The sequence below is a fragment of the Paenibacillus sp. MER 180 genome (assembly GCF_023713665.1).
In the GTDB taxonomy this organism is placed as follows: Bacteria; Bacillota; Bacilli; order Paenibacillales; family Paenibacillaceae; genus Paenibacillus_B; species Paenibacillus_B suaedae.
The window spans coordinates 476,466-502,470 of the sequence record NZ_JAMAVT010000001.1 but is presented as its reverse complement, the minus strand read 5'-3'; the positions used below and the strand labels follow the sequence as shown (position 1 = coordinate 502,470).

The following is a 26,005-nucleotide window of genomic DNA, read 5'->3' as shown; positions in this document are numbered from 1 at the left end:
GGAGAACGTACACATGAGTAATACAGTATATCTGTATGTATTTGACACAATGGCAGACTGGGAGATCGGTTATGTAACTGCCGAATTGAATTCGGGAAGATTTTATAAAAAGGGGATAACCCCCTCAAAAATAGTTACCGTGGGAAATGAAAAGACCCCTGTAACGACGATGGGTGGATTGAAGGTACTCCCTGATATCTGTCTGGAGGAGTGCTGCATAGCAAGTACAGATGTATTGATTTTGCCTGGTGGAGATACATGGACAGCACCCATTCACCAACCGATCTTACAAGTTGCCCAGAGATGTGTAGAGGAAGGCATACTGGTTGCCGCGATTTGCGGTGCTACGATAGGATTGGCCCAGACAGGATTGTTGAATTCTCGCGAGCACACAAGCAATGATCTGGAATACCTGAAGATGGTCTGTCCCACTTATGCAGGAGAACAGCATTACAGGAGGGAGTCAGTTGTAACGGATGGGAAATTGATCACGGCATCTGGAGTAGCACCATTGGAATTTTCTGCACACATCTTGAGAGCATTAGGTGTGTTTTCAGAAACAACATTAGATGCTTGGTATAGTCTAAATAAGACCCATAAACCCCAATATTTCTTTGAGTTGATGAACTCAATCCAATAAAGGTATCAGCATGAAATGAATCGGCTTTGGGTGAAACGAAAGTATGATCCGCATAATATGTTTCGTTTTGCCCAGAGTATTCCGGTGGAGCAGCAGGTCGGGATATATCGGATAAAGGGGTCACCATTAACCTGCTCGACAGCTATGATACTGCAAGACTGCTGACCCGCTGTGAATGAAGACAAAGAGGCTGCACGCTGGCTTACCCAGGTACAACCTCTTTTGCTATTTTTATGCCCCAATATATTTCACTGCAAACCATGAAAGCTAAACGAAGTTTCTCGTATCATTGTTACGTCCGAATTTGTACGTTGCAATCAGGAAGAAAACAACCGCAAAGGCGAATAAAATCGTTAGCTGAAACCAGATATTGCCCATCGCTTCTCCGGACTGTAGTTTGTCGATCGACTGCAGCGCCCAACTCTGTGGCATGAAGTCGGAAATGCGGCGCAGCATTTCAGGCATAATGCTTCTCGGGAAGAAGCAGCCCGCGAGCAGACAGGTTGGAGTCACAATCAGATTTTGAAGCGCTCCAGCCATCGCCGAGTTTTTGGAGAAAGCTACGATCACCAGCGACACGCTGACGGATACGAGCGCAAAAAGCGTTAGAATAATAAGCATTTCCCCCATTGGGATTCCTGGATCCAGATTAAACACGACCCGCATGAAGAACAAAGCGACGATAATTTGCGCGATCATGACGATAATATTCACCAAAACATTTGCCAGCACATAGGTCCTCGCATTGATCGGAGAAGAGAGAATGCGGTAGTAGGTTCGGTTCTCCCGGTTTTTCAAAATCAGCTCCGATAGCCCTGTCGCAGAGTTCATCATAAACAAGAGCAGAAACCCGATGGATTGAAATGACATTGCTTTGGTTACAGATGTATCATTTACGGATTGGGACGTCAGCTTAAAGTCCGAGGAATGGTAAGTATCATACAGCTGCCGGAATTTGGCTTGGTCGCCTCCAGAAATTTTCGCCATTGCCGCGACATTATCGATATATCCGTGCAGCATCGATTTCATGTACGCTGTTACTTGAGCTCCTTTCACCGACTCGATGGAAATATGGCCCGGATTCCCGTTCAGCACGCTCTCCGAATAACCCGAGTCGATAATTAAGCCGCTGTCCAATTTGCTCGCAGCCAGCTGTTCCTTTAGCTCGCTTGCCGTGACGCTTACGATTTGCACATGGTCGAGACGCTGCACAAAACCGATCGTATCCGCCGCAATCTGTTGACCCTGATCATCGTTAACCACGCCAACCCGTAATTGTGTCTGTCCTTGTTGGCCATACAACAGTATGGAACCCAAAATACCGATAATCGGCAGACCGAAGTATATTAATAGCGCACTGCGTTTGCGAAATGTCGCAATCAGCGTTTTGGTAGCTAGAAACCAGATCTCACTCCACATGTTACAATCCCTCCCGGCGTCTCATCACGATAATCGATGCACCTAGAAACAATACGGCGAAGCCGATGTTTATGCAAACAACCGGCCAGGCTGCCGATACGTCATTTCCGTAAATCACTTGCGTCAGACCATGGTTAGCCCAGCGGATGGGTGACAAATTGATGAGGAATCCCATCAAGCCGCTACCAGAATCATTGCCGATGGGGAAATAGGCTCCTCCGAAAAAAGACATGAGCTGAACGATCAAACTGACGACATTGCGGCCCGCCCTGCCTTTTATCATATAGCCGCATGCAAGGCCAAGGCCCATCGCCATGATGACCTCTGACAGCAGAACGATGGCGACGATCCCCATATGGCTGCCCCAATAAGCTTTAAACACATATTTGCTGAACAGGATCATCGCTGCCACGCACAATACATTCGTCATCATTCCGCCCAAAATCTTGCCCGTAAAAATCTCGCCTTTACTTACCGGAGCTATGATAAGTCGATTCCCTGTGCCGCGACTGATCTCGCTCTGGATCAGCCCGCCTGCCGACATGGCCGCCCACATGCCAACCATCACGGTCATGGCGAGCGCATAATAATCGACGGAGCTTGGCGTTCGGTTCGGCGTTATGGACATTTCTTTGATGTAGTCTGTTCCGCCGCTCGCGAACACCGCCTCGGTTTGGGCCGGTTCGATCTTGGCTACCGCCACAGCCGCATTATATTTATCCGTGAAAGAAGCCAGCATCCCCTGCACAATATTGCTTGCGATCGTATCGCGGCTGCTGCCATAAAGGGAAATTCCTTGCGGAGTCAACTCGACATAATCCACATAACGGTTATTTTCAACTTCCGTTCGTCCATCCATCCCAGACTGAAGAGACTCAAATATCACTCCCGTTTTGCCTACTTCCTTCGTAAAAGCGTTAAACGCTTGAGAAAGCTCTCCGCCGCCGGTTGAATCCTTCATCAAAACCTTCAGATCTCCGATTTTGACATCGGAACTGAATGCATTGCTCAGCGCCATACCCAGGATTAACATGAGAACGATCGGGAAACCCAGCATGAACACCAGCGTACGCCGATCGCGGAGATCCTGCTTTATTTCTTTTAATGCAATCGATAATATATTCACCGTGGCAACCTCCTTTTCCGCGATATATTAATCCCGTAAATTGCGCCCGGTTAATGTAAGGAATACCGTTTCTAAATTAGGCTCCTGTTCTTCAACCGCGCGGATTTCTTTGCCATTATCCATAAGCTGCTTCAATATCCGGTTCAGGTTATCCACCGCGGCATCACTCTGAATCCGAATTACCTGTTCATCCTGAAGTACATTACGCACCCCTGGAATGGTTTTTAAACCTTCGCTTTCCCCACCTTGGGCCAATTTCAATTCAATTCGAACTTCCTTGACGTCAGTGACCGTCGATTTCAGCTGCTCCTTGGTTCCCTCGGCGATGATTTTTCCATGATCCACAATAGCGATACGGGAACAAATCTCCTCAACTTCCTCCATGTAATGGCTTGTGTAAATAATGGTGCAGCCGGATTCGTTCAGCTTTCGCACCGAGGTTAAAATATAATTGCGCGATTGGGGATCGATCCCTACGGTCGGTTCATCCATAATAATCAGCTTTGGTTTATGCGCAATAGCACAGGCGATGTTAAGGCGACGTTTCATCCCGCCGGAGAAATTTTTCGGAAAACTTTTGGCCTTGTCGCCGAGACCGACAAACGTCAGCGCTTCCTCTGTCCGCTCCTTCAGCTCGGTCCCCCGCAAACCGTACAGCCCTGCAAAAAAGCTTACATTCTCATACGCAGTCATATCCTCATAAATCGCTAAATCCTGGGGAACAACACCGAGGTTCATTTTGGCAAAGCGGCTATGCTTCATGATGTCCTTCTCCAGAATCCGGATTTCCCCACCAGTCGGACGCAGCAGCGACGAAACCATATTGATCGTTGTGCTTTTGCCAGCTCCGTTAGATCCGAGAAAACCAAAAATCTCACCTTCCCGAATGGACAGCGACATATTATCAACAGCGATAAAATCGCCAAACTTCTTTGTAAGCCCCCGGATTTCCAATACGTTCATCTATCTTTCACTCCGTTTCGTTGTGCTTTTGATGTCTTTATCATAATAAAAAAGGATGCTCTTATGTCAGTGCATAAGTTCATCCTTTTTACATGAGAAAATTCATATTTTGTTAGGAGAAGGATTAACGGCAAATGAGAAATTTCATTAGTCACCGTACGGAATCAGGGTCGTGATGCTAAAACCGCGGGTACCGTCGGCGACGACCGTCCCGTTGACGTGTGCAGTCCGCTCCTCCATCCCGATCAAGCCGAGGCCTTTGACGATTTTGGAGGCACCTTTGCCGTTATCGGCTACGACGGCTTTAATAAAACGGTTTAATACCCGGACTTCCACATGAACGGCCGAAGCGCCGGAATATTTGGCACTGTTGGTCAAAGCCTCCGTGACATTTTCATAAATAATTTTCCAATGAAGCGGTGTGATCTGATCGATGTTTCCTTCATGGACGACCGAGGTCATGAGTCCCGTTTGGCCTGCAAAAGCTTCAACCGCAGTCTTCAAGCGGCTAAGCCCAAGCTGCTCCATGGGGGGTTTGTTATGTTTCAGCGTAATCCGGATTTCTTCAATTGCTTCCTTGGAGATGCCGATCGCGTTTTGCAGCAGCGTCCCCGCTGTTGCCGCATCGCTGCCCAGAAGGCGTTTGGCCGCTTCCATCTGAATCAGGGCGCCGGTCATCGCATGCCCGATGCCATCATGAATTTCCTGAGCCAGCCGGTTGCGTTCTTCCAGCTTGACCATATATTCCGACGCTCTGGCGTATTCCCGGTTTTCGTTGAGGCTTTTCGCCAGCTTCTGCACGTCCATGCGCATTCGTTCAAGCTCATCCTCCTGTTTGATAGCCCTCCCCATATAATGACGGATCATCACATAACCGAAGAAACTCCAAGCAGCTACAAAGACATACAAAATCATCATTTCACCGCGCAACAGCAGTATCGGAAGAAATACGGCGATCAGCAAATAACCGTTTTTTCGCGGATGAAAGGACGCTAGCTCATTCATGCTAAACGGAAGCAGCAGTGCAAAATACGGATAGTGAACCGTGCAACCGATCAAATAGATGATAATTCCTATAATAATAATCTGCTTGGTGACGCTCTTCTTCACGATATGTAGGATTAGATTCAGCGCCAAATAAATTAGAAAAAAGAATACTAGCCATTGGTCTGCCACTGCCGCCGTAATATAAGAAGCGATGACAACAAACAGCAGCATGATCATTTTATTGCCAACCGTCCAAACTTCCATGCGATAGCCTTTCCCTTCTCTAACGGGTTTTGCCCGTCAGATAATAAATCGCAATCTGTGTCCGGTGCGATAGCCCGGTTTTATTCAAAATTGCTGTGATATAATTTGCCGTCGTTCCTTCGGAAATAAATATTTCTTTGGAAATCTCCTTGTTCGATAGGCCCTGCGCGATGAGCGACATAACATCCAGCTCTCGTTCCGTAAACAAACTGCGGTCGAAAGGCCCGTCATTGGGGGAACTCTGCTCCCTTTCAGGACTGATTGCTGCTTTCTGCATTCCGATGGATGCAGTCGGGGCGGACATTTTACTCTCCGTCGACTCCCGGCTCCCTGACATCTGGGATTTGAGCTTTTCCAGCACCACATCCTGCAGGACGCTCTGCCCGTTGTGTATGCTTTTGATCGCATCGCGGATCCGCTCCGGGTCGGTGTTTTTCAGCAGATATCCCTTTGCGCCGAAGCGGATGGCATCCAGAATATATTCATCGTCATCAAACGTCGTTAAAATGAGCGGTTTGGTCGCCGTCTGCTCGCTAATCAGCTTGGTGGCCTCAACCCCGTTCATATTCGGCATCCGTACATCCAGCAAGGCAACATCCACCTCTTGAGCTTGGCAGTATTCGACGGCTTCTCGGCCGTCCTCTACTGTGGCAAGCACGTCGAATTCCCCGAATGTGGTTAAAATAATCTTCATCCCTTCGCGGATGAATGAGTTGTCATCGGCGATTAGTACGCGAATTTTCATCATACGCCTCCTTGCTTTATTTCAGCATGATTTCATAAACGGCTTCTTCCTGCTGTGTATCTTCGAACCATTCCGTGCCGGCGTATGTAAAACCTATTTTTTCAAGTATCCTGCTGGAATCCGCATTTTGAGGGTCAACAGAAGCATGGATTCGCTTCACGCCACCATGATTTCTGGCAAGCTCTAAGCAAGCCTTTGCCGCTTCTGTCGCATATCCTTTTCCCCAGCTTGACTTGGCAAAATGATAAATGAGTTCAACCTCATGGACTTCTCCCGATATATTAAAACCGCCGGCTCCTATGACCATGCGCGTTTCTTTTTCCACCACCGCATAGACGGACAATCCCTTTGCCTGATGACATTCGCGGTAAGCTGTAAGAGTCAAAGGCAGCTTCTCATGGGCGGCGGCACCAAGACAGTACTGCATCACTTCCTCATCGCCCCAAAACCGCTTAGCAGCCTCAACATCCTCTTCTTCAAAAACGCGCAGAGCAAGACGCTCGGTTTCAATTTCATATGCGGATTTCATGTTTTATCTCCTTTTTAATGGAATTCCATGGGCCTATCCCCAGATCTTTTGATATTTATTGTACTCAACGGATATTTTTATGGGAAGAAAAAAAGTACAGCCCCCATCTGACGATGAAGCACTGTACTTCCCTATCATTGATTTTCTCTTTTATTTTTCTCCAGCTCAGCTTGTAATTTAGCATTCTCTCTCAATAAACTCGCATTCTCTTCCAATAACTTTTGTACGTCTGGGACATCCTTGGCAGAAATCCAGCCGTGCAGATCATCTCTTCTTTCATACTCTGGCAATTGATCGCGCATAACCATCTTAATGTGCCGTATGTCTTCAACATAATAGGTAGGTACTTCCTCAAATACGGATTGTTTAAACTCTTGGAGCCTCTCATAATACTCCCCTACTACAAAGTCGTATGGCTTTTGTCTTAATGCTTCATCTGTGACTACAAAAGCAAATCTGGGTTTACCAACTTCGCCCGCATAATCATATTCCCAATGCGTATAACTCTTTGATTCATCATCAGGAAGCGTTAAACCATAGAATCCTCCGAGAATTAGAATATATATATCGGATTCATCGATCCATCTTTTCCTAATGCTCATCGGAGTTTCCTTGAAGAATAGCTCAACTCCTGCAGGAATATGCCCAGCTTTACGCACGGCTTCTACAGCGGTGTATCTTTCCTCAACCAAATCAGAAAAAGTAGACGATATGTAGATTTGTAGTTTTTTTTTCATAGGCCACCTTTATGAATTGAAATGAAATTAATATGGATCATACCGTCACATTACTTTATGTGTCAATATTTAACGATACTGTGTAGGTTACATGCGAAGGAAACGAGAGAGAGGGGTACATCGTCATCGTGATTTTGGGATGTAAAGAAGTGTATATCAAAGTAAACAACTATCTATTACTGCGCATAAAAATGTCTCATAAAATCTATGGTGAAGAGGCTACTTGGAATAATTGGGCGTCAGGGTCAGGCTCATGTACCAGACTTGTACAAACGTAATTGTCATTTCAATCTAAGAAATGGGGATGAAAAATGAAGCAGAGTCAAAGGTATCCAAGACGAGGTTCGTTGTTGTTATCACTTGTGCTAATTTTCTCGATTGTTTTTTCTGTCCATCCATCGGTACTGAATGCAGAGGGGGATATACCGCCGGAGGCTACGCAGGGGCAGGGAGATCAACAGCCTTTGCCTGAAACTCCTACTCAGCCGGAGCAAGGGGGAATTCCTCAGCCTGATCCCGATCCACAGCCACAGCCTGAATTCAATCAACAGCCCCAATCTGATCTCGAGCAACAGCCACAGCCTGCCATAGAGCAGCCTCTTGACCTTGCCGCTGCGACGGGATATTTTCCACCCAACACCGCGGCATCTGGAAACGTGAAAAATGTGGCCTTGTTGTACACCGGATATTACGGCGGACGAACGACATACGAGGGGAAAGAAATCGGCACGTATGACAAAAATACATTGTTGCCTTATGTTGCGCACTACAACAGCAATAATGTGATGGACGACACCTTCTTTGACTCGTTCCTGTTCCTAGGAATCAATACGCCTGACTATCGGGATTTCGGCGATTCGGCTGACCCTGCCAAGTTTACCTACAAGACGGATTGGGAGTGGTACATCAACCGTATTTTCACTGCCAATCAACAGCTGGACGCCCTGAATCAAGCTACCCAGCAGGTTGCAGCCACGCTAAACCAACCAAACTACAAATCCAAGGTATATATTATGATACCTTATCCCAACAGTAGAATAACCAATTTCGGGGATGTCGATAACGACGGCATCAGTGAAAATTTAAAAACCAATCCCAGCAACTTGACCAAGGTAACCAAATGGTATATCGACACCGTACGAAGCAAATGGAACCAAGCCCAATACAGCAACCTTGAATTAAAGGGTTTCTATTGGTTCCACGAAGATATCGACACCGGCAATCAGGGTGAAGTAAATGCGATCAATAACACTGGAAACTATCTGCACTCGCTTGGCTTGAAATATTGCTGGATTCCATACTTTGGTGCCGGGCAAAGCAAAAGCGCGCAAAACTATACCTTTGATTTCAGTATCCAGCAGCCCAACCACTATTTCGTCCCGAGTTCAGACTATTCGAGAATGACCAATGTTACCACCCAAGCTCAAACCTACAATCAAGGCATCGAAATGGAATTTGACGAGAGAGCGATGTCTGACCCCGATTTTAAGAACCGGTTCGATAATTATTTAAAGGCTGGCGCAGAATACGGGTACATGACAGGGGCGATCAAAGGCTGGTACCAAGATATCTTCGGAATATATAACCTCTATAAGAACAAGAACAACAACGGCGTAAGCGGCATTTATGACGGTAGACAAATGTACGAAGACATCTACAAATTCACCAAAGGAACGTACACGATTCCAGGAAACCTGGCAAGCGGCAAGACGGCTGTAGCCTCTTCCAGCCAAAGTTCTTCTGTATCCGCCGATAAGGCGGTCGACAATAAGTTCGGCACCAGATGGTCAAGCCAGCAATATACAAATACGGAGTGGATTTACGTCGATCTCGGGCAAGCCTATAACGTTAACCGAGTTAGGCTGAACTGGGAGACCGCATACGGCAAGAGTTACAAAATACAAGTATCGAACGATGCAACCAATTGGACGGATGTCTATGCGACCACAACTGGCGTTGGCGGAGTCGACGATATTGGCTTTGTGCCAACAACGGCAAGGTATGTAAGAATGTACGCGACGGAACGAGGGACGATCTACGGGTACTCCCTTTACGAGTTTCAGGTATATGGGGATAGCGTTGGGTCCGCCACCACAGCGAATCTAGCGTTAAATAAGACAGCTTCGTCATCTTCCAACCAAGACGCAGCTCTTACGCCGAACAATGTGGTGGACGGCAATGCGACGACAAGATGGTCTAGTCAGTTTACAGATTCAGAATGGGTAGCGATTGACCTCGGGCAGTCTTATAACATTAATCGAGTCATATTGAACTGGGAGCTTGCCTATGGCAAGGGTTATAAGATTCAAGTATCGAATGACGCTGTCAACTGGACGGATGTATATACGACAACGAATGGAGTTGGCGGTATCGACGATATATTCTTTACTCCGGTGAATGCAAGGTATGTACGAATGTACGGGACGCAAAGGGCTTACACCTTCTACGGATACTCCTTGTATGAATTCCAGGTTTATGGCAGCAAACCAAATCTAGCGCTAAATAAATCGGCAACAGCTTCTTCCAACGAGACAGCCGCATACACGGCTGATAAAGCGGTAGATGGCAATCCGACGACGAGATGGTCCAGTCTATATTCCAACCCGCAATGGATCTACGTAGACCTTGGACAACAATATCGCGTCAATCATGTCAAACTGAACTGGGAGTTTGCCTATGCGAAGGGCTACAGGATTCAAATGTCGAACGATGCCCTCAATTGGGCGGATATGTATACCACATCGATGGGCGACGGCGGCATTGACGATATCTACTTTGAACCAGTAAATGCGAGGTATGTCCGCATGTATGCAACGAACCAGGGTACCGGCTACTGGTATTCGCTTTATGAGTTCGAAGTCTATGGCAGCTGATCCACTAGCCTTATGGTGTGAACTTTCCTAGACTGAAGCAGGTAAAACGCAAGTATGATCCCGATATAGTGTTTCGCTTTGCCCAAAGTATTCCGGTGGGGAAGCCGCCTCACCGTTAGGGAGGGGAATTTTCCCTATACTAGAAAACAGAAGAAAACACCCTCAAGGGAATGCTCCTATTACGTAAAATAGGGGAGATAACCTTGGAGGTGTTTTTTTGTGGACACATCAAAATCTACATCTTCAATAAATTCGATAACCTCCCCATTGGGACTGTGAATGAGAGCGTTTCTGACTACAAGTGGCGGTTCGCCAAGGGAAAGACTCGCCGGTTCTATAAATGGCTTGGCTCCATATGCGAGTGCTTTCTGGTACATATCCTCAACATCTTGGACATAGAAGGCGAGATGCAATAACGCCCCATGAGTTACCTCATCATCAGACTGTGCTTTCTTGCCTTGAGCAGGAATGACCGCGTCGTTATCAAAGACCTCAATACAAGTTCTTTGGTCAGGTGAAATCAGCATGGAGGCTTCTTTAATTTGAAAGGATGGCAGACTCCAGTGATGGCCGATCTTAAACCCTAATACTTCCGTATAGAACGCAATGGTTGCTTGATAATCTTTGGCTTGGATTGCCACATGGGCAAGACCTTGTATACTCATTTATAAGCCTCCTCTTCAGAGATGGTTCTAATTATAGGGGGATGAATTCGTAAAATGAATGCGAAAAGTGAGGAACATGTAGTAGAATGCATGTGAATATAAGGTTATGCAGGCTGAGGAGTTTATTTTATTAAAATCTCGTATTTGAGGTGTGCATCGTATGGAAAATGGGTTTGATGATATTGATCAAAAGATCATGAAATTACTTCAGCGGAATGCGCGAATGTCGATTTCCCAGATCAGCAAGGAAGTGTCCATGTCGCAGCCATCCGTGAAAGAAAGAATGATTAAGCTGGAAGAAAAAAATATCATTTCCGGATATACGGCTGAATTTAATTTGCGGAATTTGAACAGAGGGACGACCACGTTTATTCTGTTAAAAACGGAACGGTGCCAAGAAGTCGTTGATTTTTGTGAACATGCCAAGGAAGTAACGGATTTATATCGCATTAGCGGAGAATACAATTATCTGATCAAGGTACAAACGGCATCCATCGAGGAGCTTGCCCAGTTTCAAGATGATCTTGCAAAGATCGGAGTTTCAAAATCCCATATTAGTATGAAAAACATTCTAGAGAACAGGGTGCTGCTCTGAACAGAGGAGAGTACGGACATCAGGAGGCCTACTTGAAGTGGAGGAACGAAACACATACAGAACAAGCCAATTATCAGAAATCCTTGGAGTGACTAGGGATGCCCTAAGATACTATGAGGAACAAGGGATTGTGAACCCAAAGCAAAATGAATCCAATCACTATAGGCAATATGACTACTATGATATCTATACCTTGATGGTGGCTGACTTTTACAAAAAGAGAAATTTATCGATCAAAGAAGTAAAAAGGTTGCAGGTAGGCAGCGAAATCGAAGAGCTTGGAGCTTTATTAGGGGATAAAGCCAGCAAATTAGAAGAAACGATACGGATGAAAGCACACATGCTTCAAAAAATAAAGGAAACCCAACAATTCTGTGAGGATATCAAACACCATCTCAACCAATATTCCATTAAGGAATTCCCCGCTTATAAAGTGATTGGGGAGATATCGGATTTCACTGCCTTTCAGGAGTATCCGGTTATATTGGAGCATACGGACTCGATGAAGGACGATATTCTCAGTAGAATCATGAGGCAGTTTACGTTTGATGAGACTGGGTTTCTGGATACGAAGATGTACATTGTGGAGAAGCTTGAAGCGAAGCCAACAGAAGAAGGGCGCTATTTGGAGTTTCCCTCATGCATCTACACGATTGTGGAGGATGGCAGGTTCCAAAACGGGAGCGGGGATATTAAGCATCAGGTTTTTGAACATACATTAACCTGGGGACGGGGACAGGGGCTTACACCCAAAGGGGTTGCATTTGTGAATACTCGTCTGATCACGTATCTGGATAACATGGAGCGCGTATTTTTAGAAATTTATATTCCTGTTGAGGGAAAATAGGGACTTTATGATCGATCTATTGACCTGGGTGTAACACCATAGTTTATATTTGGAAACCAGTGGAGGATGAGCGCGCAAATTGTTCTATTGGTTTTTTGTTTTATAAACTAGTTACAGGCGGGGATTAATATGAATGGCATATTAAAAAGATATATTCTATGGACCTACGGCATATTCTATGTGTTTCTTCTTCTCATCGGGTTATCCATGTTGGTGATCAAATCTCAACCATTAGCCGAAGTGGTAAAAGTGCTATCAGCTTGGACGGCAACCTTTGTGTTCATCGCGATGTTCCGTAAAATCAAGCCTCAAGAAAACCTGATGGATTGTATAAAGGGTCAATTTCGTGCAAGGATACGCTTATCAACGGTACTGAGCGTTATTTTGCTCCAATTATTTGTTTTAATAGGGAGTCTCTCCGTAGTAACTGCAGTTTGGAATGTGCCCATACGCGAGCAATTAGCTGATTCCTGGACGAAACTGCTTCTCGTATTTGGCTATAATCTGATTCTGGGGCCGCTTGGGGAAGAGCTGGGATGGAGCGCATTTGTACTCGACGAACTGCAGAAACGATTCAGTCCGTTAAAATCAGCTATTATAGTTGGAGTCACATGGGGATTCTGGCATGCGCCGCTATGGCTGATGACAGGCTATTCAGGAATGGATTTAGTGCTGTATATTGTCTGTTTCTTGGTCTCCATTATCTCTGTCTCGATCATGATAACGGTATTTTATAATTTGAATCATAATCTGATTATTCCTATTCTCATTCATCAGCTTTTTAATTATTTTATGGGGATTCAATTGGGGGAGCCTTTGCGTATTATTGTCGTTACGGCCCCATTCTATTTGATCGTGGCTGTAGGTTTGGTTGTATTGAATGATAGAAAGTGCTTGTACAAATAAGTGAGGGGAATACAGGTTCCGTCATGACTTGAAGGGTGAACCTTTTTGTAAGAAATGGTAAAGTGAAATGGAGATGACCTTTTCTACGAGGTGGGAGAAGCATGAAGGAATTATTGGTGAAGTACATGGCGAAATATACATCCCTTACTGAAGAGGAACAGCGGGCTGTTCTTGAAGATATTCATTTAGAGGAATATAAAAAAGGAACAGTGCTCCTTAGACAAGGAGATGTCCCTACGAATTGCTATTTTGTATTACAGGGATGTGTAAGGCAATACTTGATTCATGAATCGGGCAAAGAGGTTACGATCAACTTCTATACCGAGGAGCAAGCCATCACCAGCATTAATGCTCACAAGCAGGATAAGTCGTCCGAGTACACCTTTATATGTCTGGAGGACACCGTGTTGGTTGTTGGCGAGCTGGCTGTTGAAAAGGATATGTTTCGAAAATATGGCCAATTGGAATCCTTAACGCGTCAGATGGTCGAAGAAAAGTTTGGCCAAGTCCAAGATGAATATGCTGCATTTATCGCCTCGACGCCGGAAGAGCGCTTTAAGGCATTGCTGCGAAATCGGCCCGGACTAATCGACCGTGTGCCGCAGCACCAGCTGGCGAGTTATCTGGGCATTACGCCAGAGTCTTTAAGCAGAATCAAGAAGCGGGTACATCAAGGCAAGGAATAATCAATAGTCAGGCCGCAATAGGGGTCTTTCCGTCCTTCCCACCTTTGAACAGCATCCATAAACCTAAGCCTAATTCGCCGGCGATCATGGGTATCGTAAATACGTAAGTAAGAATGGTTTTAATTCCCTCATATTGAGGGAAGAACACGTTGCATAAGTGGACGAGCATGTAGCCTGTACCGGCAAGCAGCAGCAAGATACTGATGATTTTCGATATGTTGGCAGATCTCAGGGCCACACAACCGACAATCAACAGATGCCCGCCAAAAATAATTAGCCCAATTGACCAGATAGCGTCAAAAGCTCGTACATACAACATCGCTTGCGTCTGAAGCTGATCGGAGATTGCAGAATGATCTGGACTGCCCGTGAGCAACAGCACGAATAGTAAGTTTAGAATAGCGATCGCAAGTATTCCTGTATAGATGAGTCGGAACCATGCGCCGAGCAAGGAAAGTCCTTGATGGATAGGCTTTAGAACCATATAGAAAGCCCAGGCAACCACGATATCGGCTATCAGGATCAACAGCCAACCAAAGATCTCAGCCTTGAATAGCATGGTGGATGACAGAATGTTATGAAAGGTGGCGCTGGCATCTCCTTGTACCACAAGGCCAGCATGGACATAGCCGTATGAGAAAAAGGAAGCTAGCGTCATGATGATCAGCGCAATGCCAGCAGTCAGGGCAGCTGTACGCTGATCGGTTCGTTGCATGTGTGTCGTAACCATCATCAAATCCCTCCAGGTGTTCTTTATGAATCCTATTGTAAGCAGAGGGTGATGATGGAGCATTGACTTAAATCAAGAGGAAATGAAAAGTGCCTAAGAGAACGTTTAAGCGCCTAAGCCAAGGAAAGAAGTCTTCGGCTTAGGCGCTTAATGTCCTTGCCCCGCACTGATCCACTACAGGCTTAGGGCTGTTCATGGAAAGCATGAAAGAAACGATCATAGAATGTTGTTCGATCGCTACTAATTGGATGTTGTAGCAAATTCGATTCAGATTGATCGGATTCCTTCAAATGCGTTGATCACCAATTGTTGCACATAGGGCTCGTCCAACGCTTCGCCTGTTACAAGCAAGCGATAGAAAATTGGACCATAAATGAGATCAATGCATATACCAATGTCGAGATTTTTTTTCAATTCTCCGCGTTGAACCCCTTTCTCCAAAATACCCCTTGCTTCAAGTCGACGGGGACGGAAAAACCGAGCTCGATAGGCCTCCGCCAACCCAGAATCAAACTGACCCTCGCCTAATAATTCCGTAATGATAATACCTTCCCGACTTGTTAAAAACCGGGTTAAATTCGTTGCATGAATTTGAATATCTTGAAATGTCGAACCCGTATCAGGCAGAGGCAATCTGGCCGTGGCGGCGTGCAGGAAGCTATCCATTATCACGGCAGCCTTGTTAGGCCACCATTTATAAATTGTGGCCTTACTAACTTGGGCACGATCGGCAATTTTATCGACTGTTACGGCTTGAAAGCCATTCTCCAACAATAAATCGTAAGATGCGGAAAGGATAGACATTTGCGCTTCTACATTACGCGGCCTACCTCTTTTTCCATTCATCTAATCATCACCTTTCATCCATACATATCTTGTCCGAGAAAAATAAACTATACGTTCAGTATACCAATTATGAATAAAAAATAAAGTTGAGGTCACCTATTTACAAAACTAAACGTTCAGTATATTATTTGGTTATCAAATTTCTAAACTAAACGTTCAGTATTTAAAAAAGGGGAGGAATCTACATTGTCTGCTTCAAAAAAACAAACAGTCGAGAAGCATATCCCGACATGGTTAATCATGTTTCTGGCTGCTGCATGCGGTATCATCGTAGCCAATCTATATTATGCGCAACCCTTAGTTGGGGTAATTAGTTCTTCAATCGGGTTGTCTGCAAACAGTTCCGGATTTATCGTGACATTAACGCAGATTGGTTACGTAGTCGGGTTGCTATTTGTCGTACCTATGGGGGATATTATTGAAAATAAAAGACTGATTGTCGTATCCCTACTTCTTACAGCGGTTGCCCTTGCCATTACGGCATTGTCGAAGCAAGCTGTGCCGTTTTTAGCCGCTTCATTTGTAATCGGTGTAGGATCAGTCGCTGCACAAGTGCTCGTACCTTTTGCGTCATACCTTGCACCCGAATCTTCACGCGGTCGTGTTGTCGGCAATGTTATGAGCGGATTGTTACTTGGGATCATGCTCGCTCGCCCTGTATCTAGTCTGGTAGCTGACTTCTTCGGCTGGCATGCCGTATTCGCTTTGTCCGCTGCAGCTATACTTATTTTGGCGATCGTACTGTCGAAGGTGTTGCCTGCAAGGAAGCCTTCGTTAGACACTCCCTACACAGCTCTCCTTGGTTCGATGTGGCATTTGCTGCGAACAACCCCGATCTTACGCCGCCGGGCTGCATATCATGCATGTGTGTTTGCGACTTTTAGCTTATTCTGGACAACAGTTCCATTGCTTCTATCCAGCCCGATCTTTGGTTTTTCTCAGAAAGAAATCGCATTGTTTGCGCTTGTCGGAGTTGCGGGTGCAATAGCTGCGCCAGTGGCTGGACGGTTGGCTGACCGCGGTTGGACTAGACCCACAACAGGGATTGCACTTGTTACTGTCATCGTTTCTGTTCTGTTGCCGCTTATGATCCATACGGGTTCACCTATAGGAGTGGCTGTTCTCGTCATTTCGGCCATATTATTGGACGCCGGTGTATCCGCAAATCTGGTGCTTGGACAACGTGCAATCTTTTCATTGAACCCGGAAATCCGTGGTCGTCTGAATGGGCTCTTCATGGCCATTTTCTTCTTTGGCGGTGCTATCGGCTCCGCAATTGGGGGATGGATATACGCCACGAGAGGATGGAGTGGTGCGTTATGGATCGGAATGGCATTCCCGATCGTGGCCATCCTTTATTTTGCTACAGAGAAGAAGTAGGGGGACGATGACTCATTCGATCAGTGGGGGGAGGGTAAACATTTTACATTCTGTCCCATAAAAAATCCCCTTTCCGTTCACTTGTTGATCAGGGAGGCCTGGACTGATGTTAAGTGTGCGTAAAGGGGATACTGATTCATATCTATGCTTTTATTTTATTAGCAGAAATACGCTCTGTAATTTCAGTAACATTTTGCAGATCAAAGTCCAAGTTTCTAGCCATATACTTCTCGAAAAAGCTTGGGTCAATTCCTGTCAAATGATGAAAGAAGGATACTTCAACCTTCCAATCGTGTTCGATCATGTGGCCAATATCCACTATTCCCTTCTTTGAAGCGAAATCAATGATTGTTTTGATTTTCATTGGCTTCTGGATCGGATTGGTATCATCAAGCGGTTCCATTTTTAAATAACCTTTTCGGTGCAATGACGCATAGAAATTTCGATGTTCTTTGGCCCCAATGATCCCTAGATTTGCGGCTCTATATCCTAACACTTGCAGCGATGTTTTCCATTTCTTCTTCAGATCTACGTAATCATCAGGATTGGTAAGACGGGACACATCTTTCATATCTAGTGAGAACTCGTCCTCCGGCAATAACAAAGCTCCGGCAAACATGTTCGCTTCATTTTCAATATTTTTGTGTTCTTTTCGATCTAAGTTGACGAACTCAAGCTGGTAATGGAGCAGAAGATGGCCGAGTTCATGGGCAAGATCAAAGTTCCTCCTAGAAGCTGATCGTTTCAAATTTCCTAATATAATATAGGGGCGGTCATTTCGAGTCCACAGGCTATAAGCATCGATTTCCTCGCCAATGGCCTTTTCAAACACGAACACACCGCTTTTCTCGATTTGGAACAGGAGATCATCATTGCTGGATGTTGATAAATCGAGCCGTTTCCTCGCTAAACGAGCAACATAGGCGATTTGGACAGATCTATCGTCATTCGTATGAATTACATAATCCATCACTTCGTCCCGAAGCTTGATGATTTTGAGGGTCGGATGGCTTACATTAGCCGTTATATAGTTCACAAAGGAATCTAGATATTCGAGATGCTTTGCTTCGGCCTGAGTTTTTGAAATGACATTCAACACCTTGGAACGATAAGCAATATTCATGACGTCGACATTTGCAGGTGAGCTATATTTTGCAAGCATGTCTTTCGAATAAAAGTATTTGCTTTTTACGTTAAAAATTCGTTTCAATTCATTCACGATCTGCATTTTCGGTGTAGTATACGCGTTCTCGTATTGCCAGACTGCTTGTTCGGTAACACCTAACATGTCGGAGAGCTGTTTGCGCGAATATCCGTGCATGATCCGTAAATTGGCTAGATTTTCGCCAATGAACATGCCTGTCCCTCCTAACAGCAAATTTAATGGTATATAGACAGGTATATTTTAACAGATATAGGGTGTAAGGATATTACTTAGTCTATAAAAAACAAAAACCCCCTCCGCCATTTGGGCGGAGAAGGTCGGTTTAATAAGATAATGTTGTTTTAATTCGTATAGTTATCGAAATACCCTTGAATAAAGATAATCGGTGTACCTTTATCTCCGCTGCCGGAAGTTAAATCGGACAGAGAGCCGATAAGATCGGTCAATCTGCGAGGAGTTGTGCCTTGCGCTTCCATCGCACCGACGAGATCTGCACCTTTATTGGTAATGTATTCGGAGATTGCTTGCTTCAACTCTTCACCTTTTAGATGCGCGAAGTTATTATCGGCAAGGTATTTCAGTTTCACTTCATTCGGAGTACCGTCCAGTCCTGCTGTGTAGGCTGGCGATACAACTGGGTCAGCAAGCTCCCAAATCTTGCCCACAGGATCCTTGAACGCTCCATCCCCGTAAATCATGACTTCAACCTGCTTGCCCGTCTTTTCCTTGAGCACGCGCTGGATATTGTCAACGATAGGCTGGGAATTGCGCGGGAACAGCTTTACGCTGTTCTCTGTCGATTTGTTGGAGCCTAACAGGCCATATGATTCATTGCATCCGCTGCCGTCAATTGATGCAGTCAGGATGTCGTCGAGACCATATACGTTTTCCCCGCCATTGGCCTTCAAAATCTTTTTCGTTCTGAAACGCGTATGAATGTCGCAAGTCAGTACGTTTTTCGTGTACTCCAAGATTGTCTTTGGATGGTTGGAGAAAATAACTTCGCATTCCACGCCGTACTCTTCGATCAACGATTTATAGTAATCGATATAATCGACACCGGTAAAGGTATGCTTGTTATAGCCGAACAAATCACGGAATTGCTGCTCTGTCAGCACATCTGTCCAAGGGTTGATGCCCTTTTCATCGAGCAGGTCAAGATCCACCAAGTGGTTGCCTACTTCATCCGATGGATAGCTGAGCATGAGCACGATTTTTTTAGCTCCCTTTGCAATACCGCGAAGACAGATCGCGAAGCGATTGCGGCTCAAGATTGGGAAAATGACCCCAACCGTCGCATCTCCGAATTTGGCACGTACATCCTGCGCAATGTGATCGATTGTCGCATAGTTGCCTTGCGCACGAGCAACTATGGATTCCGTAACCGTAACGATATCTCTATCTTGAATGTGGAAGCCTTCCGCTTCGGATGCCTTCAACACACTATCTACTACAATATCCTCGATGCTGTCACCTTGATTGATGATGGGGCAACGAAGGCCTCTTACTACAGTTCCAACGACTCTTTCCAATATAATCGCTCCTTAGATCGCTTATAGTGAATACATGACATGGCGTTCCTATTTGTACTATACACCCGTCTAATGGTATAAGTGAAATTAATATATCGAATATTAGGTATAAGGAGTGCTTATGTAGTGAGTAAGTTAGATTTATATAAGGTATTTTGTACGGTTGCAAAACGTGAAAGCTTCTCTAAAGCGGCACAGGATATGTATATGACGCAGCCAGCCGTTAGCCAAGCAATCATGCAGCTGGAACGGGAGTTGGATACTCGTCTATTCACGCGGACATCGAAGGGGGTATTTTTGACGAACGAAGGCCGACTCCTATTCGAATATGCGAATTCAGCGATGAATCTAATTCACGTCGGCGAGGAAAAAATGCTGGAGTTAAAAAATTTAACAACAGGCGAGTTGAAAATAGGGGTTGGTGATACGATTTCAAGATACTTCTTGCTTCCCTATCTGGAGGAGTTCCATAATCGGTATCCCAATATTAAATTCAAGATTATTAATGGAACCACCCTTGAAATATGTGCGCTGATCAAGTCAGGCGGGGTGGATATTGGCATATGCAATTTTCCGCTGGAGGATCCTGCATTGGAGTTAAGACCGTGTGCGGACATTCAAGATATTTTTGTATACGGGGAAAAGTTCAAGCATCTGTTAACTGGCCCAATCAGTCTAGATACAATCGCCAAGCTGCCGCTCATTTTCCTTGAGTCGAAGTCCAATTCCAGAAAGTATGTTGAGGATTATATCTTGTCAAAAGGCATACAGATTTCGCCGGATTTTGAGCTGGGTTCACACCATTTGCTATTAGAGTTCGCCAAAATTAATTTAGGCGTCGCCTGTGTGACGAGGGAATTCTCCCAAGAGTATTTGGACAAGGGGATTTTGCAGGAGGTTCAATTGGTGGAGGAAATCCCGAAGAGAAGCATTGGCATATGTTTTTTGAAAAGCGTATCCTTGTCTCCAGCGTCAACGAAGTTCGTTGAGATTATCGAAAGTAAGAGACTTTGATTTTATGCGTCTATATGCGTCGAAATTGTTACAAAACTCCAAAATGAAGTTTCAATAAGAGAGTAGATGAATGGAGGAGAGGCCTGTCCTATGGTAGACTTGTGTTATTAATATTTACCAATTACTAATGAGATGAGGGAATAAGATGGGGTTTCTGAAGAAGGTATTCGGCGGCAAGAATAATGGGGAGAAAGCGAATGACGGCACTACCATTTACACATATGGCGAAAGTGCCAATGATGGTTATGAGCCGCCTGCACCGATGGAATACATGGAAGAAATCGTTGCCCATTTCGAAAAGGTATTTCCGGGGAGGAACAGTGGTGTCTTTCATGAGCTTATATCCGATATTGTACATATTGATGTTAATGTAATGGAGCCTACGGAAGAAGAACCGTTCTGGGTACTGTACACGACCGGCATGAGTGATTTGCCGATGACGATTCCAGATGAGATACGAGCGGAAATGGATGGAAATTACGATCGGGCGGAAGTGATGATGTTCCTTCCGGCTTCGTGGGAGCTAACCGAAAATGCCTTTAAGGATGACAACAATTACTGGCCGATCCGACTTATGAAGCAGATGGCTCGTTTTCCACATGAATATAACACGTGGCTCGGATATGGACATACGATCCCGAATTTTCAGGACTACGAGCCTTATGCTGATGGGACAGGCTTGAATGGGGTTGTATTTTATCAATTAAAAGAGGAAATCAGTGTCATCCCGACCAAGGATGGCAATCACGTTCATACTTATTTCCTGATTCCTCTGTACAAGGAGGAAATGGATTATAAGTTAGAGCACGGTATGGATGCCTTAATAGACAAATTATCAGAATTGGAAGATGGAGTACTCGAGCTAGATCCGAAACGAATCAATACGTGCAAGTCATAATAAGTAATTCTAGTTCTTGTCTAGAATCTAAAACGCCAGCTCTTTCACATCATTGAGAGAGCTGGCGACTTTTTTAGGTTAAGTACCTTCCATTTTGTATGACCAAATCGCGGCAGTCGTAATACTTTCACCCTGTTCGCGTGGTGTGAAGTATGTGATGATGGATGCATCAAAGGTTTGAAGCCACTCGGCTTTGAGCTCTTGATTTTCAGGCTATTGCGATCCTTCCTTCTACATTCATTGGCGAACTAGGGTCGCAGCTTTCCTGAAGATGTTAATTAGGAAAGGGGGCATCCAGGCTATCATATTCCTTCCTTCTATTGAATCTTCCATTGAAATTAGGGATATGGCTTTCCTGGAGTCTTTTTTTATGATGATGAATACCATCTATCTGCGAAGAGCGAATAAGTTGATTGTGAACCAAGGGCAAGGAGAATATCGAATCTCTAAATCCCATTTGGCTACGGCGTTGAAGAATATAGAGCAGCTTGGGTATACGTTCTCCAAGCCATTAATAAATGCTGTCCGTACTTTGTCCAGGGATCAGTTCACTGTGTTCTATCAGGAGCTGGTCGCGGATCTTAAGGTAATGGTAGGTGCCCATGTGGCATACACACCGATGTATCCGGATTTCCCGGAGCAGGTGATGCAGGAAGATGATGTAGAGCTGTACCTGAATGCGATTTATCATTATGTGACCTTGGATGTGCCGCGCTACGAGGCAGCGGATCGACCGCCTCTGCTCGATCAGATCGATCTGAAGGTAATTGGTCTGGGCAGCAGAGCAGAGTTCCATAGGATGATTCGCCAGCTTATTCAGGCTAAGGGATCCATTTCCGAAACAGATCAGAACGATATCGACGCCGCTATCGAAAATGCGGATGCAGATGAGTTGGGGGATATTCTCCCTGACGAGATTCCATTCAAGGAGAACGTCGGCTTCGTGGCCGGTTCCTTATTGAAGCATGACAAGGCGAACCTGAATGTGATCCGCCCGTACTTCAAGACGGCTACCGATGTCCTGCGCCTCGCGGTTGCTTGGTCGTCTGGCGACGTTAGTCTGGCTGAGCCTACGCGCTTCCGCAAGTTCAAGCGGCCGGAGAGACGGCTGCTGCTCGGCCTGCTGGAACAATGCGGAGCGATTACCGAGGATATGCTGAGATATAAGCAGCGCTGGATTCGGTTAGGCGAGATTTTGCATCCATCGGAATATAAGCAGCAATTTGCGAGCAGCAAGGAAGCCTTTGATATATTGCGCAATAACAAGCCCTTCACGACTTATAACAGCAGCGTGGAGCTTGCCTTCCAATATCAGAATGTGTGGACGCTGATTGATCTGTTGACGAAGCGCCCAGGCGAGTTCGCCAGAAGACTCGATCACCTGCTGCGCATTGCGGAACAAGCGGAGTACGTGGTATTGGCATTCGGTGAAATTGCGAATCAAGTGTCAACACCTGTGCTCATGCAAGTGAAGTCCCATTTTACCCATCGCAACGAGCCCAAGGAACTTCGTACCTTTTTCCCGAAAGGGAATGTTGCCAAGGCTGTAGCGATTCCCAATACGCTTCCAGAGCTCGATACAGCGGTATGCCAAGATATTGTGCAGCTGTGCGAACAGACGCTTATGGAGCGGTTCTCGGCGCTTCCATCGCTCGGAAAGGTGTATGTCGATGAACGCATGAAGCGGTATAATGTTCCGTTCTCCCAGCGTTCGGCGAGCAAGGCGCTGCGCACGATTGTTCGGGGAAGCCGCATGCCGATGGAAGAAGGGGATACGGTTCGCTTCTTCACCTGGTGGAAGGAAGGTAAGGTGAACGGCATTCCTACGGGCCGTGTGGATATTGATTTGTCCGCTGTCATGTACGATCACAATTGGCAGTATGTCGAGCATATCTCATACACGAATCTGCGATCCTCGAAGTACCGAGCTGTGCACAGCGGTGACATCGTATCCGCTCCACAAGGAGCCTGTGAATTTATTGATCTGCACATTCCATCCATTGTGGATTATGGCGGCCGATATATTGTCGCTTCACTTCACTCCTTTACGATGCAGCCGTATTGCGAATTGCCAGAGTGCTTCGCAGGTTGGATGATGCGCAAAAAGCCCGGTTCCGGCGAGATCTTCGAGCCAACGACAGTTTCCAATAAAATCGACGTCACAGCTGATACGAAAATCGCAATTCCTGTTATTTTGGATTTGGTAGAGCGAACTGTAATTTGGACCGATCTCTCGCTGACAAGGCATCCAGACTTCTCTAACAATGTAGAAGGAAATCAAAAAGGGATGGTATTGATCGGCAAGGCGATGACTACTCTGCAGAAGCCGAATCTGTATGATCTGTTCATGCTCCATGCCCAAGCAAGAGGGGAAGTCGTTGCATCGGCAGATCAAGCGGATACGATTTTCTCAGTAGACGAAGGAGTTACTCCATTCGATATCGAGCAGATTATGGCAGAATTCCTTGTATGAGTGCATATATTTAGGCTCTATAGATGGCGGCGAGCCAGGATCCGGTTATCCGGTCTTGGCTTGCCGCCCTTGTTTTTAATAGTAATCCGGTTTCACAACTCCTTTATCTTTCACGAATTTCTGAAATAGAAATCGAACGATTGGCCCTACAATAAGAAGCTGGAGCGGGAATGCGAAAATAAAGTTCTGGAACACCAGTGAATAGTAATTTTCCAACCAAGATCCGCTCATCAATGGATTCGACAAGTACGCGGTTCCCAATCCATACAGAGACATGCAGAGAACCATCCCGCATACCATAAAGAAAGCCACAGATACAATCACGAACAACTTCTTGGACTTGTCATAGGGTAAGGAGAAAGCAATCTTCTTCGCTATGGGCCCCACAATAAAAGATTCTAGTATGAAAGCAATGGAGAAGGTCAGAATGAGTTGAACCAGTATGTTTCTCCAAGACAGTGTTTCGAGCAGGCCGTGCATGTATAGGTTATAAAACGTCATGAATACGACCATCCCGGAGCACATCATTAGGCCGAAATAGAGCTGCTCTTTTTTTGTTGTCGGCATTTGATCATCCTTTCTTTTTAGACTTCGTCATTATAGAGAAAGCAAACACCACCACATAAGTGAACAATTTGTGATTTTTTTGATCTACCGAAGAAAATTTCTTGGAAACGCACGAGGAAGCCCACTATATGCTGAACACAGCTTATGTGGGCTTCTGTATGTTCTTATTTGGTTTCACAGCATAATTCGAATTTCCCCATTCGATTCTTCGTACGTTCGCTTAACAGGAAGGAATAGGACGCTGTAACGAAAGCAATAAGCACCATTACACTGCTAATCCAACCGAAGTGGAAAATCGGCACTCGTTCAACCAGTACGCCTCCTACGGCCGCGCCTAAGGAAATGCCAATGTTCAATACGGCTGTCTGATAGCTTAATATGATTTCGGAAGCGGACGATTTTAAGGAAATGAGATAGATTTGATTGGCTGTGGTTGTCGTCCAAGAAGAGAAACCCCATATCATGATTGTGACCATAGCCCCCCAAGTCGAACCAAACGCCACAGGCAAAGCAATCAGCGCCAGTACGTGCAGGATGAGGCTGGATCGAATCGTTACGGCTGTGCCCCATTTGTCAGATGCATAGCCGCCGAAGCGAGAGCCGATAAAGGCAAATATCCCTAAAACAAGGAGTGCCGTACTAATCATTTCAACGGAAAAATGCCCTATCTCCTGTAAAAGCGGAGAAATGTAAGTAAACGTAATCGTATACCCAATGATCCAAAATAATGTCGTTAATAAACCACTGAAGATTCGCTTATCTTTCATAATCAGCAGATGCTGTTTTAGCGAAATGGGTGCCTGCCCTGGAGCAGTCGGGATCATCCGTCCAAGCATGATAAAGAGAAGCACGGTGATTGCACCTATGATAAGGAATATGAAGTGCCAATCCATGTATGACGTTAGCAGCGTGCCAATGGGCATTCCGAACACAAGTGCAGCGCTAAAGCCAGTAGTCACTGTAGCAATAGCAGCACCTTGCTTGCCAGGCGAGGCCAGCTTAGCAGCGAACACGGTAGCGATGACGGTGAACAGACCGCCGCTAGTAGCCAGAAGAACGCGTGAAACCATAAGCATTTCAAATCGGGTGCTTAGAAACGCTGTAAGATTGCCAACCAAAAAGATAGCAAGGGAATATAACAATACTTTTTTCCGTTCAAATCGGATCGTCAACGCTACGAGGATCAATGATCCGATAACAAATGAAATAGAAAAAATAGTGACAAGCTGGCCTGCCATCCCAATGGACACATTCATGTCCGCAGCTATCATATTCAAAATCCCCACCGTGATAAAATCCACTGTTCCGATAATAAAAGCGCCTAACGCCAATAAATAGATGCCTACACGATTCATCAACTTGGTCTCCTTTACTGTCAGGGCGCGCGCCAAGTATGAATATCGATTTCTTGCATCAGT

25 protein-coding genes and 1 pseudogene are annotated in these 26,005 nt (G+C 45.4%); 12 read left to right on the top strand and 14 right to left on the bottom strand.

Annotated features, from left to right (window positions below; all coding sequences use genetic code 11):
* The first annotated feature begins 13 nt into the window (after positions 1 to 13).
* Together M3661_RS02135 and M3661_RS02130 are read left to right on the top strand one after the other, a co-directional pair.
* Positions 14 to 640 carry a type 1 glutamine amidotransferase family protein gene (locus tag M3661_RS02135; protein WP_065291040.1) on the top strand — a complete coding sequence of 209 codons (627 nt, stop codon included), beginning with the start codon at positions 14 to 16 and terminating at the stop codon, positions 638 to 640.
* 15 nt (positions 641 to 655) lie between these two features.
* Positions 656 to 805: a BBE domain-containing protein gene (locus M3661_RS02130; protein WP_251481922.1), complete on the top strand. Its 150-nt coding sequence runs from the start codon at positions 656 to 658 to the stop codon at positions 803 to 805.
* Between the two features lie 102 nt (positions 806 to 907).
* Here the strand turns inward: M3661_RS02130 and M3661_RS02125 are convergent, their stop codons facing one another.
* The 7 genes from M3661_RS02125 to M3661_RS02095 form a co-directional block, all read right to left on the bottom strand.
* A complete protein-coding gene (locus M3661_RS02125; protein ID WP_251481919.1) occupies positions 908 to 2,059 on the bottom strand; it encodes an ABC transporter permease in 1,152 nt (383 codons plus the stop codon).
* A 1-nt stretch (position 2,060) separates the two neighbouring features.
* Entirely contained in the window at positions 2,061 to 3,185 is a 1,125-nt protein-coding gene (locus M3661_RS02120; RefSeq protein WP_251481915.1) for an ABC transporter permease, read from the bottom strand.
* 27 nt (positions 3,186 to 3,212) lie between these two features.
* Positions 3,213 to 4,148, bottom strand: a complete 936-nt coding sequence (locus M3661_RS02115; protein WP_065291037.1) for an ABC transporter ATP-binding protein — start codon at positions 4,146 to 4,148, stop codon at positions 3,213 to 3,215.
* A 147-nt stretch (positions 4,149 to 4,295) separates the two neighbouring features.
* Positions 4,296 to 5,399, bottom strand: a complete 1,104-nt coding sequence (locus tag M3661_RS02110) for a sensor histidine kinase (protein WP_251481910.1) — start codon at positions 5,397 to 5,399, stop codon at positions 4,296 to 4,298.
* Between the two features lie 19 nt (positions 5,400 to 5,418).
* Positions 5,419 to 6,144, bottom strand: a complete 726-nt coding sequence (locus tag M3661_RS02105; RefSeq protein WP_251481907.1) for a response regulator — start codon at positions 6,142 to 6,144, stop codon at positions 5,419 to 5,421.
* Positions 6,145 to 6,160: 16 nt separating this feature from the next.
* On the bottom strand, positions 6,161 to 6,673 hold the full coding sequence (locus M3661_RS02100) for a GNAT family N-acetyltransferase (protein WP_251481903.1): 513 nt from the start codon (positions 6,671 to 6,673) through the stop codon (positions 6,161 to 6,163).
* A 134-nt stretch (positions 6,674 to 6,807) separates the two neighbouring features.
* Positions 6,808 to 7,410 (bottom strand): DUF4062 domain-containing protein, encoded by a 603-nt coding sequence (locus M3661_RS02095; RefSeq protein ID WP_028533272.1) that lies wholly within the window; start codon positions 7,408 to 7,410, stop codon positions 6,808 to 6,810.
* A 311-nt stretch (positions 7,411 to 7,721) separates the two neighbouring features.
* On the opposite strand from M3661_RS02095, the gene M3661_RS02090 reads away from it, so the two are divergent.
* The gene (locus M3661_RS02090; RefSeq protein WP_251481899.1) at positions 7,722 to 10,283 is read left to right on the top strand and encodes a discoidin domain-containing protein; all 2,562 of its coding nucleotides are present in this window, start codon (positions 7,722 to 7,724) and stop codon (positions 10,281 to 10,283) included.
* Between the two features lie 11 nt (positions 10,284 to 10,294).
* Positions 10,295 to 10,402 (top strand): annotated as a pseudogene (locus M3661_RS02085) (BBE domain-containing protein); the annotation flags it as partial.
* 60 nt (positions 10,403 to 10,462) lie between these two features.
* On the opposite strand, the gene M3661_RS02080 reads toward M3661_RS02085, so the two are convergent.
* Positions 10,463 to 10,948: a VOC family protein gene (locus M3661_RS02080; RefSeq protein ID WP_251481895.1), complete on the bottom strand. Its 486-nt coding sequence runs from the start codon at positions 10,946 to 10,948 to the stop codon at positions 10,463 to 10,465.
* Positions 10,949 to 11,108: 160 nt separating this feature from the next.
* Between M3661_RS02080 and M3661_RS02075 the strand changes: the two genes are divergently transcribed.
* The 4 genes from M3661_RS02075 (at position 11,109) to M3661_RS02060 (ending at position 13,982) form a co-directional block, all read left to right on the top strand.
* Positions 11,109 to 11,543, top strand: a complete 435-nt coding sequence (locus M3661_RS02075; protein WP_251481891.1) for an Lrp/AsnC family transcriptional regulator — start codon at positions 11,109 to 11,111, stop codon at positions 11,541 to 11,543.
* A 37-nt stretch (positions 11,544 to 11,580) separates the two neighbouring features.
* Entirely contained in the window at positions 11,581 to 12,390 is an 810-nt protein-coding gene (locus M3661_RS02070; protein WP_251481888.1) for a MerR family transcriptional regulator, read from the top strand.
* A gap of 129 nt (positions 12,391 to 12,519) precedes the next feature.
* Positions 12,520 to 13,296 (top strand): CPBP family intramembrane glutamic endopeptidase, encoded by a 777-nt coding sequence (locus M3661_RS02065; protein ID WP_251481884.1) that lies wholly within the window; start codon positions 12,520 to 12,522, stop codon positions 13,294 to 13,296.
* 101 nt (positions 13,297 to 13,397) lie between these two features.
* Positions 13,398 to 13,982, top strand: coding sequence for a Crp/Fnr family transcriptional regulator (locus M3661_RS02060; protein ID WP_251481880.1), 585 nt, complete (start codon positions 13,398 to 13,400; stop codon positions 13,980 to 13,982).
* 7 nt (positions 13,983 to 13,989) lie between these two features.
* Here the strand turns inward: M3661_RS02060 and M3661_RS02055 are convergent, their stop codons facing one another.
* Complete coding sequence (locus M3661_RS02055; protein ID WP_065290957.1) at positions 13,990 to 14,712, bottom strand: DUF4386 domain-containing protein; 723 nt, start codon at positions 14,710 to 14,712, stop codon at positions 13,990 to 13,992.
* 267 nt (positions 14,713 to 14,979) lie between these two features.
* Complete coding sequence (locus M3661_RS02050; RefSeq protein ID WP_251481876.1) at positions 14,980 to 15,558, bottom strand: TetR/AcrR family transcriptional regulator; 579 nt, start codon at positions 15,556 to 15,558, stop codon at positions 14,980 to 14,982.
* A 186-nt stretch (positions 15,559 to 15,744) separates the two neighbouring features.
* Between M3661_RS02050 and M3661_RS02045 the strand changes: the two genes are divergently transcribed.
* Positions 15,745 to 16,938 (top strand): MFS transporter, encoded by a 1,194-nt coding sequence (locus tag M3661_RS02045; RefSeq protein ID WP_251481873.1) that lies wholly within the window; start codon positions 15,745 to 15,747, stop codon positions 16,936 to 16,938.
* Between the two features lie 142 nt (positions 16,939 to 17,080).
* On the opposite strand, the gene M3661_RS02040 is transcribed toward M3661_RS02045, so the two are convergent.
* Positions 17,081 to 18,295, bottom strand: coding sequence for a spr1629 family repressor/antitoxin (locus M3661_RS02040; protein ID WP_251481870.1), 1,215 nt, complete (start codon positions 18,293 to 18,295; stop codon positions 17,081 to 17,083).
* A gap of 149 nt (positions 18,296 to 18,444) precedes the next feature.
* Positions 18,445 to 19,635 carry a coenzyme F420-0:L-glutamate ligase gene (locus M3661_RS02035; RefSeq protein ID WP_251481865.1) on the bottom strand — a complete coding sequence of 397 codons (1,191 nt, stop codon included), beginning with the start codon at positions 19,633 to 19,635 and terminating at the stop codon, positions 18,445 to 18,447.
* 126 nt (positions 19,636 to 19,761) lie between these two features.
* Here M3661_RS02035 and M3661_RS02030 point away from each other — a divergent pair, with 126 nt between their 5' ends.
* The 3 genes from M3661_RS02030 to M3661_RS02020 all read left to right on the top strand — a co-directional run bounded on the left by M3661_RS02030 (position 19,762) and on the right by M3661_RS02020 (position 24,020).
* A complete protein-coding gene (locus M3661_RS02030) occupies positions 19,762 to 20,649 on the top strand; it encodes a LysR family transcriptional regulator (protein ID WP_021257456.1) in 888 nt (295 codons plus the stop codon).
* Positions 20,650 to 20,794: 145 nt separating this feature from the next.
* On the top strand, positions 20,795 to 21,547 hold the full coding sequence (locus tag M3661_RS02025; protein WP_251481861.1) for a suppressor of fused domain protein: 753 nt from the start codon (positions 20,795 to 20,797) through the stop codon (positions 21,545 to 21,547).
* A gap of 373 nt (positions 21,548 to 21,920) precedes the next feature.
* Positions 21,921 to 24,020: a TerD family protein gene (locus M3661_RS02020; RefSeq protein ID WP_175400492.1), complete on the top strand. Its 2,100-nt coding sequence runs from the start codon at positions 21,921 to 21,923 to the stop codon at positions 24,018 to 24,020.
* A 75-nt stretch (positions 24,021 to 24,095) separates the two neighbouring features.
* Here M3661_RS02020 and M3661_RS02015 read toward each other — a convergent pair whose 3' ends face one another.
* Complete coding sequence (locus tag M3661_RS02015) at positions 24,096 to 24,587, bottom strand: DUF2798 domain-containing protein (protein ID WP_251481857.1); 492 nt, start codon at positions 24,585 to 24,587, stop codon at positions 24,096 to 24,098.
* A gap of 164 nt (positions 24,588 to 24,751) precedes the next feature.
* Positions 24,752 to 25,942 carry an MFS transporter gene (locus tag M3661_RS02010; protein WP_251481854.1) on the bottom strand — a complete coding sequence of 397 codons (1,191 nt, stop codon included), beginning with the start codon at positions 25,940 to 25,942 and terminating at the stop codon, positions 24,752 to 24,754.
* Positions 25,943 to 26,005 lie beyond the last annotated feature (63 nt).

Coding starts and splice junctions, on each gene's coding strand:
- M3661_RS02020 (WP_175400492.1), top strand. CDS start 21,921: ATGATGAATACCATCTATCTGCGAAGAGCGAATAAGTTGATTGTGAAC.
- M3661_RS02115 (WP_065291037.1), bottom strand. CDS start 4,148: ATGAACGTATTGGAAATCCGGGGGCTTACAAAGAAGTTTGGCGATTTT.
- M3661_RS02065 (WP_251481884.1), top strand. CDS start 12,520: ATGAATGGCATATTAAAAAGATATATTCTATGGACCTACGGCATATTC.
- M3661_RS02100 (WP_251481903.1), bottom strand. CDS start 6,673: ATGAAATCCGCATATGAAATTGAAACCGAGCGTCTTGCTCTGCGCGTT.
- M3661_RS02010 (WP_251481854.1), bottom strand. CDS start 25,942: ATGAATCGTGTAGGCATCTATTTATTGGCGTTAGGCGCTTTTATTATC.
- M3661_RS02095 (WP_028533272.1), bottom strand. CDS start 7,410: ATGAAAAAAAAACTACAAATCTACATATCGTCTACTTTTTCTGATTTG.
- M3661_RS02105 (WP_251481907.1), bottom strand. CDS start 6,144: ATGAAAATTCGCGTACTAATCGCCGATGACAACTCATTCATCCGCGAA.
- M3661_RS02015 (WP_251481857.1), bottom strand. CDS start 24,587: ATGCCGACAACAAAAAAAGAGCAGCTCTATTTCGGCCTAATGATGTGC.
- M3661_RS02060 (WP_251481880.1), top strand. CDS start 13,398: ATGAAGGAATTATTGGTGAAGTACATGGCGAAATATACATCCCTTACT.
- M3661_RS02055 (WP_065290957.1), bottom strand. CDS start 14,712: ATGGTTACGACACACATGCAACGAACCGATCAGCGTACAGCTGCCCTG.
- M3661_RS02110 (WP_251481910.1), bottom strand. CDS start 5,399: ATGGAAGTTTGGACGGTTGGCAATAAAATGATCATGCTGCTGTTTGTT.
- M3661_RS02090 (WP_251481899.1), top strand. CDS start 7,722: ATGAAGCAGAGTCAAAGGTATCCAAGACGAGGTTCGTTGTTGTTATCA.
- M3661_RS02080 (WP_251481895.1), bottom strand. CDS start 10,948: ATGAGTATACAAGGTCTTGCCCATGTGGCAATCCAAGCCAAAGATTAT.
- M3661_RS02075 (WP_251481891.1), top strand. CDS start 11,109: ATGGAAAATGGGTTTGATGATATTGATCAAAAGATCATGAAATTACTT.
- M3661_RS02125 (WP_251481919.1), bottom strand. CDS start 2,059: ATGTGGAGTGAGATCTGGTTTCTAGCTACCAAAACGCTGATTGCGACA.
- M3661_RS02135 (WP_065291040.1), top strand. CDS start 14: ATGAGTAATACAGTATATCTGTATGTATTTGACACAATGGCAGACTGG.
- M3661_RS02050 (WP_251481876.1), bottom strand. CDS start 15,558: ATGAATGGAAAAAGAGGTAGGCCGCGTAATGTAGAAGCGCAAATGTCT.
- M3661_RS02130 (WP_251481922.1), top strand. CDS start 656: ATGAATCGGCTTTGGGTGAAACGAAAGTATGATCCGCATAATATGTTT.
- M3661_RS02040 (WP_251481870.1), bottom strand. CDS start 18,295: ATGTTCATTGGCGAAAATCTAGCCAATTTACGGATCATGCACGGATAT.
- M3661_RS02025 (WP_251481861.1), top strand. CDS start 20,795: ATGGGGTTTCTGAAGAAGGTATTCGGCGGCAAGAATAATGGGGAGAAA.